General features: G+C 39.2%; 15 protein-coding genes and 2 pseudogenes. 7 read left to right on the forward strand and 10 right to left on the reverse strand.

Going from position 1 to position 16,790, the window contains the following annotated elements:
• Positions 1–186: 186 nt before the first annotated feature.
• The 6 genes from TY21_RS08405 to TY21_RS08430 form a co-directional block, all read right to left on the reverse strand.
• Positions 187–1,428 carry an RsmB/NOP family class I SAM-dependent RNA methyltransferase gene (locus tag TY21_RS08405; protein ID WP_042241613.1) on the reverse strand — a complete coding sequence of 414 codons (1,242 nt, stop codon included), beginning with the start codon at positions 1,426–1,428 and terminating at the stop codon, positions 187–189.
• Positions 1,412–2,311, reverse strand: coding sequence for a putative DNA-binding domain-containing protein (locus TY21_RS08410; protein ID WP_052354552.1), 900 nt, complete (start codon positions 2,309–2,311; stop codon positions 1,412–1,414). Before TY21_RS08410 ends, TY21_RS08405 begins: the two co-directional genes overlap by 17 nt.
• Positions 2,308–3,186: a DUF692 domain-containing protein gene (locus tag TY21_RS08415; RefSeq protein WP_042241637.1), complete on the reverse strand. Its 879-nt coding sequence runs from the start codon at positions 3,184–3,186 to the stop codon at positions 2,308–2,310. The genes TY21_RS08410 and TY21_RS08415 overlap by 4 nt, the downstream gene beginning before the upstream one ends.
• A gap of 79 nt (positions 3,187–3,265) precedes the next feature.
• Positions 3,266–3,769: a hypothetical protein gene (locus TY21_RS08420; protein ID WP_042241610.1), complete on the reverse strand. Its 504-nt coding sequence runs from the start codon at positions 3,767–3,769 to the stop codon at positions 3,266–3,268.
• Positions 3,770–3,965: 196 nt separating this feature from the next.
• Complete coding sequence (locus tag TY21_RS08425; RefSeq protein WP_052354551.1) at positions 3,966–4,502, reverse strand: hypothetical protein; 537 nt, start codon at positions 4,500–4,502, stop codon at positions 3,966–3,968.
• Positions 4,503–5,109: 607 nt separating this feature from the next.
• On the reverse strand, positions 5,110–5,541 hold the full coding sequence (locus TY21_RS08430) for a DUF2267 domain-containing protein (protein WP_042241607.1): 432 nt from the start codon (positions 5,539–5,541) through the stop codon (positions 5,110–5,112).
• Positions 5,542–6,238: 697 nt separating this feature from the next.
• Between TY21_RS08430 and TY21_RS08435 the strand changes: the two genes are divergently transcribed.
• Positions 6,239–6,817, forward strand: coding sequence for a ferritin-like domain-containing protein (locus TY21_RS08435; protein ID WP_042241605.1), 579 nt, complete (start codon positions 6,239–6,241; stop codon positions 6,815–6,817).
• 296 nt (positions 6,818–7,113) lie between these two features.
• Here TY21_RS08435 and TY21_RS08440 read toward each other — a convergent pair whose 3' ends face one another.
• From TY21_RS08440 to TY21_RS11930, 3 genes are all read right to left on the reverse strand, one after another.
• The gene (locus TY21_RS08440) at positions 7,114–7,332 is read right to left on the reverse strand and encodes a hypothetical protein (RefSeq protein WP_042241604.1); all 219 of its coding nucleotides are present in this window, start codon (positions 7,330–7,332) and stop codon (positions 7,114–7,116) included.
• 184 nt (positions 7,333–7,516) lie between these two features.
• Entirely contained in the window at positions 7,517–7,774 is a 258-nt protein-coding gene (locus tag TY21_RS08445) for a transposase (protein WP_368668654.1), read from the reverse strand.
• 22 nt (positions 7,775–7,796) lie between these two features.
• Positions 7,797–7,988, reverse strand: a complete 192-nt coding sequence (locus tag TY21_RS11930) for a transposase (RefSeq protein ID WP_079979937.1) — start codon at positions 7,986–7,988, stop codon at positions 7,797–7,799.
• Positions 7,989–8,317: 329 nt separating this feature from the next.
• Between TY21_RS11930 and TY21_RS08455 the strand changes: the two genes are divergently transcribed.
• The gene (locus TY21_RS08455; RefSeq protein WP_130589456.1) at positions 8,318–9,706 is read left to right on the forward strand and encodes a transposase; all 1,389 of its coding nucleotides are present in this window, start codon (positions 8,318–8,320) and stop codon (positions 9,704–9,706) included.
• Between the two features lie 77 nt (positions 9,707–9,783).
• Positions 9,784–11,613: a leucine-rich repeat domain-containing protein gene (locus tag TY21_RS08460; RefSeq protein WP_130589651.1), complete on the forward strand. Its 1,830-nt coding sequence runs from the start codon at positions 9,784–9,786 to the stop codon at positions 11,611–11,613.
• A 690-nt stretch (positions 11,614–12,303) separates the two neighbouring features.
• Here TY21_RS08460 and TY21_RS08465 read toward each other — a convergent pair.
• Positions 12,304–12,918, reverse strand: a pseudogene (locus TY21_RS08465) (group II intron reverse transcriptase/maturase); the annotation flags it as partial.
• Positions 12,919–12,968: 50 nt separating this feature from the next.
• On the opposite strand from TY21_RS08465, the gene TY21_RS08470 reads away from it, so the two are divergent.
• From TY21_RS08470 to TY21_RS11520, 4 genes and pseudogenes are all read left to right on the forward strand, one after another.
• On the forward strand, positions 12,969–13,337 hold the full coding sequence (locus TY21_RS08470; RefSeq protein WP_042243465.1) for an IS630 transposase-related protein: 369 nt from the start codon (positions 12,969–12,971) through the stop codon (positions 13,335–13,337).
• Positions 13,328–13,816: pseudogene (locus TY21_RS11095) on the forward strand (IS630 family transposase); the annotation flags it as partial. The gene TY21_RS08470 and the pseudogene TY21_RS11095, both read left to right, overlap by 10 nt.
• Before the next feature lie 1,282 nt (positions 13,817–15,098).
• Positions 15,099–16,520: a leucine-rich repeat domain-containing protein gene (locus tag TY21_RS08480; RefSeq protein WP_197725049.1), complete on the forward strand. Its 1,422-nt coding sequence runs from the start codon at positions 15,099–15,101 to the stop codon at positions 16,518–16,520.
• A gap of 46 nt (positions 16,521–16,566) precedes the next feature.
• Positions 16,567–16,719, forward strand: coding sequence for a leucine-rich repeat domain-containing protein (locus TY21_RS11520; RefSeq protein ID WP_232044352.1), 153 nt, complete (start codon positions 16,567–16,569; stop codon positions 16,717–16,719).
• Positions 16,720–16,790: the final 71 nt, after the last annotated feature.

The raw sequence follows: 16,790 nt of genomic DNA on the forward strand, positions 1-16,790 counted from the left end.
TCAGGGAAATAGGATGAACGTTTAGAGGTGAATAGATGGAAGGGTATGTGGATTATTATATGCTTAAAAAAAAGTGAGCCTGCATACCCAATCCTCTAAAAGCTGCCTCTCTACTTGAGGAGATTGATTTGCAAACCAGGCGACTGCGTAAGGAGGAACTCAAAAAGCCTGTAATTTTTCTGTTTTTTATCTTAATTTCTTAACTAAACAGCAGGCAAAGCCTCCATCCCACCCTTCTGCGTTAGGCAAGATGGAAATGAGGTTCTTTTTTATTAAATCCAATTCTTGGCACGCTAGCGCTACTATCTCTTCATTTTCTTCCGGGAGAATGCTGCAGGTCATGTACCAAATTTCGCCTTCATTTTCTAACAGATGAACAGCATGTTTTAACAAATTAAGCTGAATGATTTTAAGCTGCTTTGCTTGATCTTCGTTTAATCTCCAGCGAGCTTCAGGACGTTTACTCAAAACTCCACTGTTACTGCAAGGCACATCTAAAACGATAAGATCAAATTTTTTATCAAGTTCTAACTTCTCGCCTTCACTGCAGCTTACTTGAGCTTGCACACCATATTTTGCAAAGTTGTCTTTTAGTTTTTGTATTTTTTGCAAGGAGACATCATTGGCATATAAGGCTGCTTGAGGGAAAAAGTCATGAAGAGCCAACGTTTTACCACCCGGAGAAGCGCATATATCCAATATGCTGGTAGGGGCTTTACTTATCCCTTGAGAAAGATTTCCTATTAAGCTTGCTGGGGTAACATTTTGGATATAATAATCTGCAGAGGAAGCCACCCTTTTAACCTCAGAAGCAGGGACAGTAATGACCTTGACTGGTTCTTCTATAACTGTGTTCCACTCTGCCGGAATTTCTACTATATTTCTTAGCCGAGCCATGGTTAGGGCAGGCTTATTGCTAGCTTCTAAAATCTTTATCGTCGCCTGTAAGCCGTAGTGCTTGCTAAGATTTTTAATAAAATAAAGAGGAAAGGAATAGCGGATACTAAGAGAAGGTAGATCCATTCCTTGGGGTAGAGTTAAAGAAAGAAGAGAAAACTTCCTTAATATGGCATTTAAGTAAGCAACAAAGTAAGAATGGAAATGTTTCTTTGCAATCTTGATTGACTCATCCACAATCGCGTAATGAGGAAGCTTATCTAAGAAGTAAAATTGATATAAAGCTGTACGTAGTAAAGCTTTTTCTTTTAACTTTAAACGCATCTTTTTCTTTTCAGAGAGCTGCAAAGCCAAATAATCTAAGGTTAGAGCCATCTGAGCAGAACCGTAAGCTATTTGATGGGCTAATTGATAATCTTGAGAAGAAGGCTGCTCTTTTTTAAACCACTCTCCTAAATATTCGGAAATAAAGCTCTCCCCTTTTAATGAATGCAGAAGGGCGAAAAATGCTGCTTCACGACTGTTTATCATCAAAATATAGCCATTGCCGGAATACCCATTCTTGAAGCCAAAGATGTAGCTTACTTGCTGCCTCAGCATAAAGCTGCTCATCTTGTTGCTCAAGCCATTCGCAGGCTTCTTCAAGACTTGTTCCTGTTGAAAAAAGATTTAGGAAACGAAAAGCAGAAAAGTCAATTTCATCCCACTGTAAATTATTTTCACCATTACGGTATACTACAAAATAATAGGGACGATCTTGAGCTAAGTTAGGAAAATCGTGATTTTCCCAATATTCTGCCTCTTGCTTTATCATTTCCTGACGGAAAGTAAACATATCATAACGTAAATTAAATAAGAAAACGTGAGGCTGTAAACACATGCGACGTTTAAGAGTTTTATCCATCCCTGCCGCTATTATATGGGCATTCACAGGTGAATAATGGGCAGCAAAAAAAGAATAATTTAAGGCGGCGTCAATTCTTGCCGCATCTAATATTAATTGTTTATCCTTTTCCTGATAGCTCTCCTCTATCCATTGAGGAAGCCGGTCACTAAGAAAGTTTAACGACCAGGTATCAGGAGGATAATGAGTAAGGTAAGGCTTACCAATTTTTTCATTGAAGTCATGATGCCCAAACAGGCGCACAACGAGGGGTGTGGCATCATGCAAAATGCTTAAAAGCCTCCACCAATATTGCTGATTGTAAAGCTCTATACGTTGAGCGGGCCTTAAAGTAGGGCTAGGAACGATGTAGTCAAATGCTTCTTCTTCCATGCTTTCTTGTGAAGGAGAGATAGGATTCATATGGCTATCTTGATCGACAGGTCTTACCAGTATACTTGCAAACCACTCTTGCAGCTTTCTAAGGTTAGCGGGTACTTGCTTATCAAACGCTAATTCCATAGCCTTCATACTTCTACCCCTTGCAATTGACGCATCGGTCTTTCAAGGCTAGCCTTGTCATGTAAAGATTTCTGAAACTTTTTTGCTTTTAGAGCCTCATCCCAAGTTTCTTGAAAACTAAGAAAATTATCATCCCATTCAAGTAAAGTGGAAACTCCCCCTGTGCGGGGATAAATATCGGCATATAAATCCCACACTTCATCCCTTACATAATTATCATGGGTATCTAGTACATAATCGCCATGATCGCTATGACCCGCTAAATGTATCTGTAATACACGATCATAAGGAAGATTTTGGATATATTTTTGGGCATCAAAGCCATGATTGCGGCTAGAAACATAAATGTTGTTGACATCCAACATCATAAAAATGTTAGCTTTCTCTACAACAGCCGTATAAAATTCCCATTCGGGCATCTCATCCTCTTGAAAAGCTACATAGGAAGAAAGGTTTTCAAGGGCAAAAGGAATTTCTAGATAATCCTGTACAATACGTGCTCTTTCGGCTACATAGTTGATGACTTCTTGGGTATAAGGCAAAGGAAGTAAATCATGATAGTGAGCACCGGGCAGATGCCCCCAGCATAAGTGATCTGATAACCAGGGTGTCTTCGTTAAACGTGTTAAGGCTTTAAGCTTTTTTAGATAATTGTAGTCTAAAGGATCAGCACTTCCAATTCCTAGAGCTACTCCATGTTGCACGACCTGATATTTAGCTAAAATTTTCTCAAGATTTTCAAGAGGCTTGCCACCTTCCACCATGAAATTTTCACTAATAATCTCAAACCAGTCAATCTCAGGTTGTAAGCGAAAAATATCTTCGTAGTGGACATGCCTTAAACCTATTCCAATTCCTAAGTTAGGAATGTTTGCATTTTTCATAGCCATCCTGGCAATACTTAAATTTTTTTGTTCCTACCATAAGTTTAAGAAAGAGAAATATAGGCCTGGCATTTAAAGTTTAATTTCCGTTAGCAAGTGCCCTTTTTTTCGTCATTTTATCATAAACCAGCTTAACAGCAAGGTTTTTGTCTGCAATCGCACATTTACCTTGCCCCTTGCAAGAGCCTTGTCCAGCACACTCATGCTTGTCAGTTTTACAAGCATTTAGCCCTTTACATTGATTGGTATTTCCACAACGTGCGCTAGCCACTTCCCGTGCTAATTTTTGATTAGCTACATCTAAAGCTTTGTAATTTTGCTGACCCTCCTCATTAAGCTCAAGCAGCAACTCCTCCTCATCCATCAAATGATAGCCTAAATTACCAGCATTAGGGTCGGCTTCAGCTTGCGTAGTAGCCATAGAAGGGGCCGAAGTAGGATTGCTTTTTTCAGGAGTAGAGGCAGCAGCTAACAAGGTAAGATAAGCGTGGGAAGAAGACTGCTGCGCATGAACAGATTGTGAAAGCATCATACCGCCTGCCAAACCAAGTAAAGCTAATTTTTTAAGATCTCTTTTCTTCATTTCTCTCCCTCGTTAGAATCATAAGTTTTTTAAGCTTAATCATGAATAAAAAAAGTTAACCTAAGCTTAAAGGTTAAGTGCCTATAAAATAGCCTATCAATTTAAACTCTATTTAATTAGCAATAGAAGCTGCCAAAAGTGTGCACACATCCAAGCATTTAAAACTTAAAGATATGCACACACTAGGAGTCAAATTTTAATTAGAGCCTTGATTGGTTTGTGCACGCTTTTCGGCTTGTTTTTGTGCAGCAACTTTGATAGCAAGATTTTTATCTTTGAAGTTGCAAGCGCTTGATCCAGCACAAGAACCTTTGCCTGCGCAACTATGTTCCTCTGTTTTGCAAGAGTTTAAGCCTTTGCAATCATTATTTCCTTTGCATGTCCTGCTAGCTAACTTCTGTGCTAATGCTTTTCCTTCTGCATTTAAACTATTATAATTTTCTTTACCTTGTTCATTCAATTGGCTTTTCAATTGATCTTCCGTCATCAATTGAGTAGAAGAGCTACTTTTAAGGCTTTCATCAGCCTCAGCGATGATACGAGATTCACGATTTAAACCAGAAGAGGGTTTGCCTTGATTTCCGCATGTGCCAGCTCCACAACCGCTGGCCATGAGTACTCCAGGGGTCGCTAAATGATCGCTAGTATCAGCATAAACAGAACCTTGAGAAGCCATCATTACGCCACCTGTAATACCTAGCAAAGCAAGTTTTTTGAGATCTTTCTTATTCATTTTAACACTCCTAAAAAATTTATGGGTTTTCTTCAACTTTTATAGATAAAATATTCATTTAACATTCATTTCTCTCAAATGCAAGTTTTTTTATTATCTTTTTTGTTCTTCAGAGAAAAATCTTCCCTAGGCTCGCATTTTACACTAGGCAAAGGTGGCCATTTGCTCTTAAGAGAGCTTTAGATGAGACTGCTAGCAAGCAAAAGGCAAAAGCACACTTTTTAATAGAAAAGCTTTAGGTTTTTTAGAACAAGGGAATCATTGTACATAATTTCCTCAAGAAACTTGTAAAGACAAACTCTTTATAAGCCACCTGCTAGTTAAAACTTATAGCCTTAAGAGAAAAAAACAAGTTGAATGCTTGGCTCCGTCCTACATTTTAATCAGTTGATAAGATAAGCTTTTTAAGAATAGAAAAGAAAAATTTAAATAATGAGAAATTGAGAGAGATTGTAATCCATGCAATAGCTAATAAAGACTTTTAAAAGCTATATTTAAGCATTTATAGCAAAGCTTTTGCCTTAAGCCCTTTTAAGGGGCTTAAGGCAAAAGCGCAATAAATTCTTCTTTGCAGCATCTTCAGCAGAAAGATAAAAAAGTCTTAACTTTAAGAAGAAGGCCAAAGTTCAGCGATAGGAAGAGGCAAAACTTGCCTGATATGTTCAATTTCTCCTTTAGAAACATGCTGGGTAACTACTTGGAATACAGCACGCACTATTTTTTCTACATCCGAATATTGTACCAATGCTAGGCTATTAAAGTGAAAAGCCACAAAATCTAAAAATTCTTCCGTAGTTTTAACCTTAACGGGCATTACAGAAGGCTTCCATCCTTCGTAATAAAACCCTCTCACTAACATAGGCAATTGAGCACTTAATTTCGCAGACACTTCTACGGATAAACGATCACGTAAAGCTTGCAATGTTCCTTTTAAAGCCAAATAAGCTTTTTTTTCCTCAGCCCATCCTAATAACTTCATAAGATCTTTAAGCCACTCATGTGTTTTTTGTAAAGTTGTCTCAAATACATCTACCGACATATCCGCCTCCTTATGTTAAAGGTACCTTAAGAATAGCGTAAGACTAGAAAACTATATTTTCAAGTTAATAAGATTAAAAAGATCTACAATTATAAATTTTTTAAAAATCTAATCTTTTCATCAGCTAGCTTAGCTAGGATAAATTAGCTTAAAAAAACTTTAGGCTTGGCTTTTCCAGGTTTATCTTTCCAGGCTCTTTCTTGAAAAGATAGAAAAATTTTGATCCTATCGGCTGATGGCTTGTAAGTAATAACAATAAAATTTAATCGGCTTTCTCTCTATCCAAAACAAAAGCTTTTCGGAAACTTTTTGCTCTGGATAGATGGAAAAAGGGAAAAAAATTATTCTCAGCATGCACTTCCTCTAGAGAACAATTTTCTTTTTAAGGTCGATTTTATCATTTGGAAAACATTTAACACGTAGGGTAACCAAAGACCTTCTACACAGGCCTTAAAGAAAATGCTCTATCTATATTTTTTTAAAGACTTCTAAATTTACTACTGTAATAATGGTTATGGTGAGCCTATGCGCTCCTAATAAAAGTGAGAAAAAATAGTGCACCCTTTAAAAAAAAGAACACACTACCTGGAATGAGTAAAGTGATTTAGCCTGCAGCTACATTTAAGAAATTCTTTAGCACAATTTTAAGTATTATTATATTTTTCTTTAAAAATTAATAAGCTTTAAGGAGGCTTATATGGAAAAAAATTCAGCTTTAGATCTGTTCTTAGAAACAGGCCTTAGACATCTTTATAATGCTGAAAGAGAAACCCATGATAATTTAAAGACATTAGCTAGCCAATCTTCTAACCAAGCATTAAAAGATGCTTTTTCCTCTCATATTTTAGAAACAGAAAACCAGATAAGACGATTGCAACAGAGTTTTGGGATGCTAAATATTGATCCCACCTCTAGCAAAATTCAAGGAATTTCTAATTTTGCTGATAAAGGAAGAGAACTTATGAAAACATTATTAGACCTTAATTTTACCGATCGTAGTAAAGGTATGGATGGCATTCTCAACGAAGGGAAAGAGTTAATCAGGCATTTTGCAGATACAGATTCTAACGATATTGCCTTGATAAGTGCTGCTCATAAGGTCGAACATTATGAGATAGCTTGCTATAATCTTATCTGCTTCTTGTGTGAACATTATAAACAAAAAGAAATAGTCAATTTAATGAAGCTTTCTTTGGAAGAGGAAAAACGTATGGGAGAAAAACTTTTGGAAATAGCCCGGCGTGATATTAAGCTGCCAGCCTTTCCCCCTAGTTAATCATCGTTTTTTCTAACCTAGGAATATCGGAGTATAACTGGCGGAGAGGACGCATACACATTTAAAAAGCTGGTCGTTTAAATGTGAGATGCAAGTCCTCCCTATGCAAAGAAGCTTAAAAGCTCAATTCCTTTAGCGGGAGCAATACAGGCGATACTTATAAGGCAATTTTCATTATAGCTTATTAGAAAAAATTTAGAAGTGGCAGATAATTTATCTTCTATTCAGGAGCTTTTAGGAATAGCATCCCTTAATCTCTGGGCTACTTCTAAGAGCTCCTTTAAATGCCAGAGGGCCTAGCCAGCACGCTCCTTATGGCTCGTGTGCCCCGCTCCTCTTTCATCTCCTAAACTGCAGTGACGGGTACGGCATTCACTTTTTCCTAAATCCAGTTCTTGCTCGCCCATATCATAATCGTTAAGCTCATCCATCGACTCTCCTTTTTCCTGATAAGGCATTTTATCAAAGGGAAAAGGGGCCACTTGATCTTTATCATGATTTTTATTTTTAGACATTGCATACCCTCCCCTTCAGCAATTAAGTACAACTCCATTTTATCAACATATATCTAAAAATAAAGAGGTGTTTTAATTTTATAGAAGCCAAACCCTTTTCATATACTCATTAAGGGGAAAAACAATGCTCTAATAATGCTTTGATAATCGAGGCCTTATTTTTAAAGACATTTTCTAAATTAATTTATTGCGCTATTCTTCTTACCCTCAGGTGTATCATAGCTAAGTAGAGGAACGCTTGGCTGGTGTTTGGCAAGGCCTCATAATCCTTACTTAATCTGCAGCACTTGCCAAACCAGGCAAATGTTCTTTCTACTATCCATCTTTTTGCTTGTAGATGAAATCCTTTTAGCTTAGATCTTTTAATGACTGTTAAATCAATACCCTGTAAAGCTGCTTCTACTTCCATCTCTTCTCCACTATATCCTGTATCGGCAAATATCTTTTTTGGCTATAGAGCTTTTTCATGGAAAAAAATAGAGCAGCGCTTTTAGCCCATCTCTGCCATTACAAGTCGCGCTGCTTACTACAACTGCTATTAACAGTCCCCAGTGATCCACCCATATGTGTCTTTTCCTACCTTTAACTTTCTTGCCGCCGTCGTATCCGCAAAGCTCTTTTTTTTCAGCTGTTTTGACACTTTGGCTATCGACTATAGGTGCACTTAAGTGTCGCTAACTTGCCTTAAGCTTTAGCGAAGCGATCGCCTTAAATATGTATTAATTGGTTTGACTTGCTTTTTTAATTTTTTTATATTGCCTTTAAAGAAGAAAAATACTGAAAAGTTATCACTATCCAAGGAAATAAAATGCATCCTATCTCCTCGACATCTATTGAAAGCTTGCCCAATGAATTGCTGCTCCCTATCTTAGAGGCTTGCGCAGTTCCTTCCTTATTTACTCGATGATATACTTTTTTCTTGTTGACTAATTTTTAATGAAATATTGTTATACCTTATCAATTAATTAAGAATAATTTTTTGTCTATGTTTTCCCAACCGCTTCCCTTTATTAAAGAATATTTAAATCAACTTGAAGTTGCTCTCAAGCAAGAAAATCCTCATAATAATTTATCCAAAATTCAATGGTGTTGGCTAGCCTTTTGTTTGATGGGAATATTAGTTACTAATTCAATCTGTTGGGCAAAATTTGAAAGGGCTGGGCTTAAAAGTTATAAAAAGATGGCTTTATCGGCCATGTTTAGACGTGCTAAGATTGCTTGGAATAGGCTGCTAATTTGTAGTGTTCGCGCGGTCTTGCGTAAACATGGCATCACAGAAGGGGTTCTTGTTATCGATGATAAAGATCACAGTCGATCAAAAAATGCTGAGAAGTTGCATCATTTACATAAAATCCGTGATAAAAAAACTAGTGGTTATTTTTGTGGTCAAAATATAGTATTTCTTCAGCTAGTGACTAAAAAATTTTGCATTCCCGTCTCCTTTGCCTTTTATTCTCCCGATCCCGTACTCACAAGATGGCAACAGGAAGTGAGGAAACTAAAAAAGTTGGGAATTTCTAAAAAAGACCGCCCAAAAGAGCCTAAAAGGTCAATAGAATATCCAAAAAAGTATACACTAGCTTTACAATTACTTAAAAATTTTGCTTGTGAATTTCCTGCTTTTAAGGTCACTTGTGTACTGGCTGATGCTCTTTACGGCAACAGCTTGTTTGTAGATGGAGTAGAAGGTATTTGGCCTGGAGTGCAAATCATTACTCAACTTAGAAAGAATCAAAAAGTCATGCGGGGTAAAAAGTCTCTCTCATGCCAAGAATTCTTTGAAGCCTACAAAGGCTGGAATCAGGAAATTTTCATTCGCGGTGATAAAAAAAATGTGGTGCAAGCCGGGGGAGCAAGATTGTATGTTCCTTCTCACCACAAAAAACGATTTGTAATAGCCCTTAAATATGAGGGCGAAAATGAGTATCGCTATCTTATGGCTGCAAATCTTTCATGGAATATGAAAGATGTGATGCAAGGATATACTTTAAGATGGTTAGTAGAGGTTTTTATTGAGGATTGGAGTAGTCATTGTGGGTTTTGCAGTTTGGCCAAACAGTGCGGCGTTGAGGGATCAGAGCGACCTTTGATTCTAAGCCTGCTGTTTGACCACTGCTTTCTTTTTCATTTGTCTCAAACAAATTTCATTAAGAACAAACTCCCTTTAGCAACCTTGGGGAGCCTAGTAGAAAAGTCTAGAGTGGATGCTTTGTGTCAAGTTGTAAGAGAAATTGTTGAGCATGAAAATTCAAGAGAACTCTTCAGTAATTTTGAAAAGACGCTAGATGAAATCTTTGTTTTAAGGCCTTCTCGTAAACATTTAAATGCAGTACAGGAAAATGTAACTTTTGAGTCATCAAGAAAAGTTGCCTAACTGTCAAGAATAAAAATGTATATCATCGAGTATTTAGCGTCTGTAAAAGATGGCATCATCTGCTGGCTACTGAAGTCATGCCCCCTCTTTATAAGCAAATAGGTAAAGTGCATGTTCCTCAAGGAAATGTTAAGGAGCAGGCTCTTATTGTAGATAGGATTTATAAGCTAGAAGAAAAGCTTTCTGAAGCAGCAAAGGTAAATGCAATCTTTAGGCAAATCTTTACTCTAGCCAAGTCTCTTTCAACTTTAGAATTTAAATGGAAAACAGAAGAAAAAAGAGGCTTAACGCTGGCTAATTACTCTTCTTATCTCTTAAATATTAATCGTCTTTTACTTTGGAAAAAACTTCCTGGCGGAGAAGAATACTTGAGCCGAGAAGAAATTAAGCACTTGCCTCTAGAAAAAAAAGGAGAGCTTCTTAGAGATTGGATTGGAGAAAATTGTAAAAGCATCATGGCTTTAGATTTACCTAAAGCAGGCTTGACTTACTTACCCCCAGAAATAGGCCAATTGTCTCAGCTGACAAAGCTTAAGTTAAGCCAGAACCAGCTCACCAGTCTGCCTGTAGAAATCGGGCAATTGTCTCAGCTGCAAGGGCTTTACTTAAATCAAAACCGGCTTACCAGCCTGCCTGCAGAAATAGGGCAGTTGTCTAATCTGCTACAGCTTGATTTAAGGCAAAACCAGCTCACCGCTCTGCCTGCAGAAATCGGGCAGCTGTCTCAGCTGCAAAGGCTTGACTTAAATCAAAACCGGCTTACCAGCCTGCCTGCAGAAATAGGGCAGTTGTCTAATCTGCTACAGCTTGATTTAAGGCAAAACCAGCTCACCGCTCTGCCTGCAGAAATAGGGCAGTTGTCTAATCTGCTACAGCTTGATTTAAGGCAAAACCAGCTCACCGCTCTGCCTGCAGAAATCGGGCAGCTGTCTCAGCTGCAAAGGCTTGACTTAAATCAAAACCGGCTTACCAGCCTGCCTGCAGAAATAGGTCAATTGTCTCAGCTGCAATGGTTTTACTTAAATCAAAACCAGCTCACCGCTCTGCCTGCAGAAATCGGGCAGCTGTCTCAGCTGCAAAGGCTTGAATTAAATCAAAACCAGCTCACCAGTCTGCCTGTAGAAATCGGGCAATTGTCTCAGCTGCAAGGGCTTTACTTAAATCAAAACCGGCTTACCAGCCTGCCTGCAGAAATAGGTCAATTGTCTCAGCTGCAATGGTTTTACTTAAATCAAAACCAGCTCACCGCTCTGCCTGCAGAAATCGGGCAGCTGTCTCAGCTGCAAAGGCTTGAATTAAATCAAAACCAGCTCACCGCTCTGCCTACAGAAATCGGGCAGCTGTCTCAGCTGCAAGGGCTTTACTTAAATCAAAACCAGCTCACCGCTCTGCCTGCCGAAATCGGGCAGCTGCTTCAGCTGCGAGTGCTTGAATTAAATCAAAACCAGCTCACCGCTCTGCCTACAGAAATCGGGCAGCTGTCTCAACTACGAATGATTTACTTAAATCAAAACCAGCTCGCCAGTCTTCCTGTAAAAATCGGGCAGCTGTCTGAGCTGCAAACGCTTCACTTACATCAAAACCAACTCACCAGTCTGCCTGCAGAAATCGGGCAATTGTCTAAGCTGCAATGGTTTAACTTAATCCAAAACCAGTTCACTAGCCTTCCTGCAGAAATCGGGCAGCTGTCTCAGCTGCAAAGGCTTGAATTAAATCAAAACCAGCTCACCGCTCTTCCTGCAGAAATAGGTCAATTGTCTGAGCTGCAATGGCTTGAATTAAATCAAAACCAGCTCACCAGCCTTCCTGAAGAAATCGGGCGGCTGTCTGATCTACAAACGATTGAACTAGCGGAAAATCCTTTGAATGATATCGCCGAAAAAATAAGGCAGCGTTTTCAATTGTAGAATGGTTGTAATACCTTTTAAAGAAAGTCGAGTAGCGCGAGGGAATCACACTCTCACGCTCTCACAGTTCCGTACGTGAGCCTCTCAGCTCATACGGCTCCTATTGTCTAGTCGCAGGTAATACGACTTTGCTGTATTCATCGATTCCTCCTGTTTCCAGTTGTTCGATTAATCTTAAGCTAAACAATATAGTCCCCTTCGCTCCACCTCCATTACAGAGGTCTCCTCACTACTACGGGCTATTCCGCCCCTGTTCCTTGCATCGGTACTCTGGTTCTTATGGGGCTTCCATTTGAACTTCTCCCTTTTCATCAAGGCGACAGGTTCCCAAGTTCCGTATAAGAGCCTGTAGTTAAGTTCACGCCACCTTTATGCCGGATGCCATCTAAGCAGTTAATATTAGGTTTCCCTTAGATTTGTCCTGGGTTAACGACACCCCCCCCCCAGTTTTGACATCATCCCTATGCTTTCGACACGTCATCAGTGATTCATTTGCATTCGTCTCCTTAACTCTCACCTGATATAGTCTTGCTATACCTTTTCCTTAACGCTCACCACATGGACTCTTTACCCATGCAGCTTAAGGTGGTTTGTAACCTATGCCTAAGTCATCGGTTACTAGGGGCCTTCCCTAATCTCTTATACAGCATCTTTGACCCGCCTTGGGCTTGTCAAAGTTCGTGGCGCACTATCATCGGCATAACGCTCGAATGGATTACGTGGATAGCATTTCCTCATCCATTCGTCTAAGGAATAATGGAGAAATAGATTGGCTAGTAGAGGGCTAATTACACCTCCTTGTGGGCTTCCTCTATCTCTTTTCATAAGTTTCCCGTCTGCATCTTGCGCTGGCGCTTTTAGCCAGCGCTCTATATACAGAAGAATCCATTTGCTTTCGGTGTGTTTCTTGACGGCTCTCATGACGAGCTCGTGGTCTAGATTATCGAAAAATCCTTTGATATCAAGGTCTATAACATAGTCGTTGCGCCAACATCTCTGTCTAGCGACTCCTACAGCTTCTAACGCTGATTTTCCAGGTCTGTACCCATAAGAGTCAGGATGAAAATGTGGGTCAATCTCTGGCTCTAGATACAGCTTAACGACCATCTGTGCGATTCTGTCTGATACTGTGGGTATTCCCAGCTTTCTCAGCTTTCCATCACTTTTTGGTATGGCAACTATCTTTACGGGGGGCGGAAAATAGCTCCCCGACGATAGGCGATTCCAAAGTTTATACAGATTGTCTTTAAGATTCTTTTCAAATTCTTCTATAGACTCTTCGTCAACACCTGCTGCTCCTTTGTTATAGTTATTTGAATTCTATTTTTCTAAGGATATATGTATAATCAATTGGCATGGTATATTCACACGATTTAAGAAAAAAAGCTTTGAATTATATAGAGAATGGCGGCTCAATGGCCACAGCTAGTGAGGTGTTTGGTGTAACAGTTCGCACGTTAACCAACTGGATTAAGCGGAAAAAACAAGGTTGCCTAGCTCCTAAAAAAAGACGACAGAGCCCCAGTAAAATAGATAGTGAAAAGCTAAAATTATATATAAAACAAAATCCTGATGCCTACCTTAGGGAAATAGCTGAGGCATTCGGAGTGACAATAACTGCAGTCTTTTATGCCTGTAAAAGACTGAAAATCACTTTAAAAAAAAGACACCCTTCTACAAGGAAAGAGATGAGAATAAACGAGAGGAGTTTAGACAAAAGCTAGAAAACATTCCGGAAGAAAATAGGATTTACATAGATGAGAGCGGGATAAATGCCTACTTACAGCGCCAGCATGCAAGATCACCTATAGGAGAAAAGATTTATGGTGCTATAGCAGGTCGTTCATTTGCTAGAGAAAGCTTTATAGCAGCTAAATGCAAGTCTAAAATTTTAGCTCCTTTTTGTTATACAGGTACTTGTAATTCTCTTCTGTTTAACATTTGGCTAGAAAAAATATTGATACCTGAACTTAAAGCAGGACAAGTTCTGATAATGGATAATGCTACCTTCCATAAATCGCAAGCCACTGATGAACTTATTAAAAAGGCAGGGTGTGAGATTTTATTTTTACCGCCTTATTCTCCAGATCTAAACCCTATTGAAACCTTTTGGGCTAATTTTAAGAAGATTGTGGCAGCAAACTTAAGTAAGTTTTCTACTCTTGCTCAAACCATTGATTACTCTTTTTTAAGTATATGTTAAGGAAAAGAAATTTAAAATTCAAACCACTATAGCTTTTACTCTCTTGTATGCTTCCCATACAATGGATTTAGAAATACAATACGACTTTGCTGTATTCATCGATTCCTCCTGTTTCCAGTTGTTCGATTAATCTTAAGCTAAACAATATAGTCCCCTTCGCTCCACCTCCATTACAGAGGTCTCCTCACTACTACGGGCTATTCCGCCCCTGTTCCTTGCATCGGTACTCTGGTTCTTATGGGGCTTCCATTTGAACTTCTCCCTTTTCATCAAGGCGACAGGTTCCCACGTTCCGTATAAGAGCCTGTAGTTAAGTTCACGTCACCTTTATGCCGGATGCCATCTAAGCAGTTAATATTAGGTTTCCCTTAGATTTGTCCTGGGTTAACGAAGACCCCCCAGTTTTGACATCATCCCTATGCTTTCGACACGTCATCAGTGATTCATTTGCATTCGTCTCCTTAACTCTCACCTGATATAGTCTTGCTATACCTTTTCCTTAACGCTCACCACATGGACTCTTTACCTATGCAGCTTAAGGTGGTTTGTAACCTATGCCTAAGTCATCGGTTACTAGGGGCCTTCCCTAATCTCTTATACAGCATCTTTGACCCGCCGTTGGCTTGTCAAAGTTTGTGGCGCACCTACGTCTGCATAACCGACAAAGAAATTAACCTTTTTCCAGGGGGGCTCTATCCGTAAAAACAAGCTTTTTATTAAGTATATGATTACATAAAGAGTTGCTCAAAAGCGTATAAGTACCTTTTAAATTGGGATGAGCTAAAATGAAATAAAAAACTTTTAGCCATCTTATCTTTAAACAAGTAATCCGCTTTCCTTCCCCCAACTAAGCAAGTCTAAACTAACCTACATTTTTATAAAGACAAGAAGTTTCTCTCTTTTTCTGCAGATTGCTATGCTAGGAGAACAACCTTTCTTGACAGGAAGAAGCTAGGCGTATTGTGTTCCATCATGCGATAGAAGAAGTAAAACATTGCACCAAAAAGAGCCCTTTTACTCAAATAAGGCAAAGAATTAATCTCATTCTTTTAGCCAAGCCAAGATTGCCGCTTCACTTAATCGCCAAAACCTGTGGCTGCTCCTGAATGCTTAGAAGGTCTCCCCCCTTCCTTGAATCTATCTGAAATAAAAGCTCTCATAGACCAGCTGTGAGTTGTTTTTCATTGATAAGGATACGAATTCAGTTGACTTGCTTTTTTAATTTTTATATTGTTCTAAAAAATAAAAATGCTGGAAAGTTATCACTACTCAAGGAAATAAAATGCATCCTATCTCATCGACATCTATTGAAAGCTTGCCCAATGAATTGCTGCTCCCTATCTTAGAGGCCTGCGCAGTTCCTTCCTTATTTAGCGTCTGTAAAAGATGGCATCATTTGCTGGCTTCTGAATCGATGCCTTCTCTTTATAAAAAAATAGCCCAGCTTCATTTCCCCAGGAAGAATACCACTACCCCGAGAACTCTTATGTTAGCTAAAGTTTATCAACTCAATCCTGGACTTACCTCTACTGAAAAAGTTTATCAAGTTTTTAAACAAGTTTTTACCTTAGCTAAATCTATTTCTCCTTTGGAATTCAAATGGAAAACAGAAGAAAAAAGAGGCTTAACGCTGGCTAACTACTCTTCTTATCTCTTAAATATTAATCGCCTTTTACTTTGGAAAAAACTTCCTGGTGGGGAAGACTACTTAAGCCGAGAAGAAATCAAGCACTTGCCTCTAGGAAAGAAAGGAGAGCTTCTTAGAGATTGGATTGAAGAAAATTGTAAAAACATCACAAATTTAGATTTATATAAAGCAGGCTTGACTTATTTACCCTCAGAAATAGGCCAATTGTCTCAGCTGCAAACGCTTGACTTAAGAGGAAACGAGCTCACCGCTCTTCCTGTAGAAATCGGGCAGCTGTCTCAGCTGCAAGAGCTTCACTTAAGCGAAAATCAGCTCACCGCTCTGCCTGCAGAAATCGGGCAATTGTCTCAGCTGCAATGGCTTGACTTAAATCAAAACCAGCTCACCGCTCTGCCTAGAGAAATCGGGGAGATGTCTCAGGTGCAAACGCTTTACTTATATCAAAACCAGCTCACCAGCCTTCCTACAGAAACAGGTAAATTGTCACAGTTGGCACGGCTTAACTTAAATCAAAATCAGCTCACCGCTCTGCCTATAGAAATAGGCCAATTGTCTCAGTTGCAATCGCTTCATTTAAGCCAAAACCAGCTCACCAGTCTTCCTGCAGAAATCGGGCAGCTGTCTGAGCTGACACACCTTTACTTAAATCAAAACCAGCTCACCGCTCTGCCTGCAGAAATCGGGCAGCTGCCTAAGCTGCGAGGGCTTTACTTAAATCAAAACCAGCTCACCAGCCTGCCTGCAGAAATAGGGCAATTGTCTCAGCTGCGAGGGCTTGAATTAGATCAAAACCAGCTCACCAGCCTTCCTACAGAAATTGGGCAGCTGTCTGGGCTGACACATCTTTACTTAAATCAAAATCAGCTCACCGCTCTTCCTGTAGAAATCGGGCAGCTGTCTCAGTTGCAAGAGCTTTACTTAAATCAAAACCAGCTCACCAGTCTGCCTACAGAAATCGGGCAATTGTCTCAGCTGCAATGGCTTTTTCTTAAATCAAAACCAGCTCACCAGCCTGCCTGCAGAAATATGCCAGTTATCTCAGCTGCTAAATCTTGATTTAAGCCACAACCAGCTCACCGCTCTGCCTGTAGAAATCGGGCAATTGTCTGAGCTGCAAAACCTTTACTTAAGCCAAAACCAGCTCGCCAGTCTGCCTGCAGAAATCGGGCAGCTGTCTGATCTGCAAACGCTTGAATTAACGGAAAATCCTTTGAAGGATATCGCCGAAAAAATAAGGCAGCGTTTTCAATTGTAGAATGCTTGTAAGTACTTTTTAAATTGGGGTGGGCTAAAATGAAATAAAAAACTTTTAGCCATCTTATCTTT

The sequence above is a fragment of the Neochlamydia sp. S13 genome (assembly GCF_000648235.2).
Lineage (GTDB): Bacteria > Chlamydiota > Chlamydiia > Chlamydiales > Parachlamydiaceae > Neochlamydia.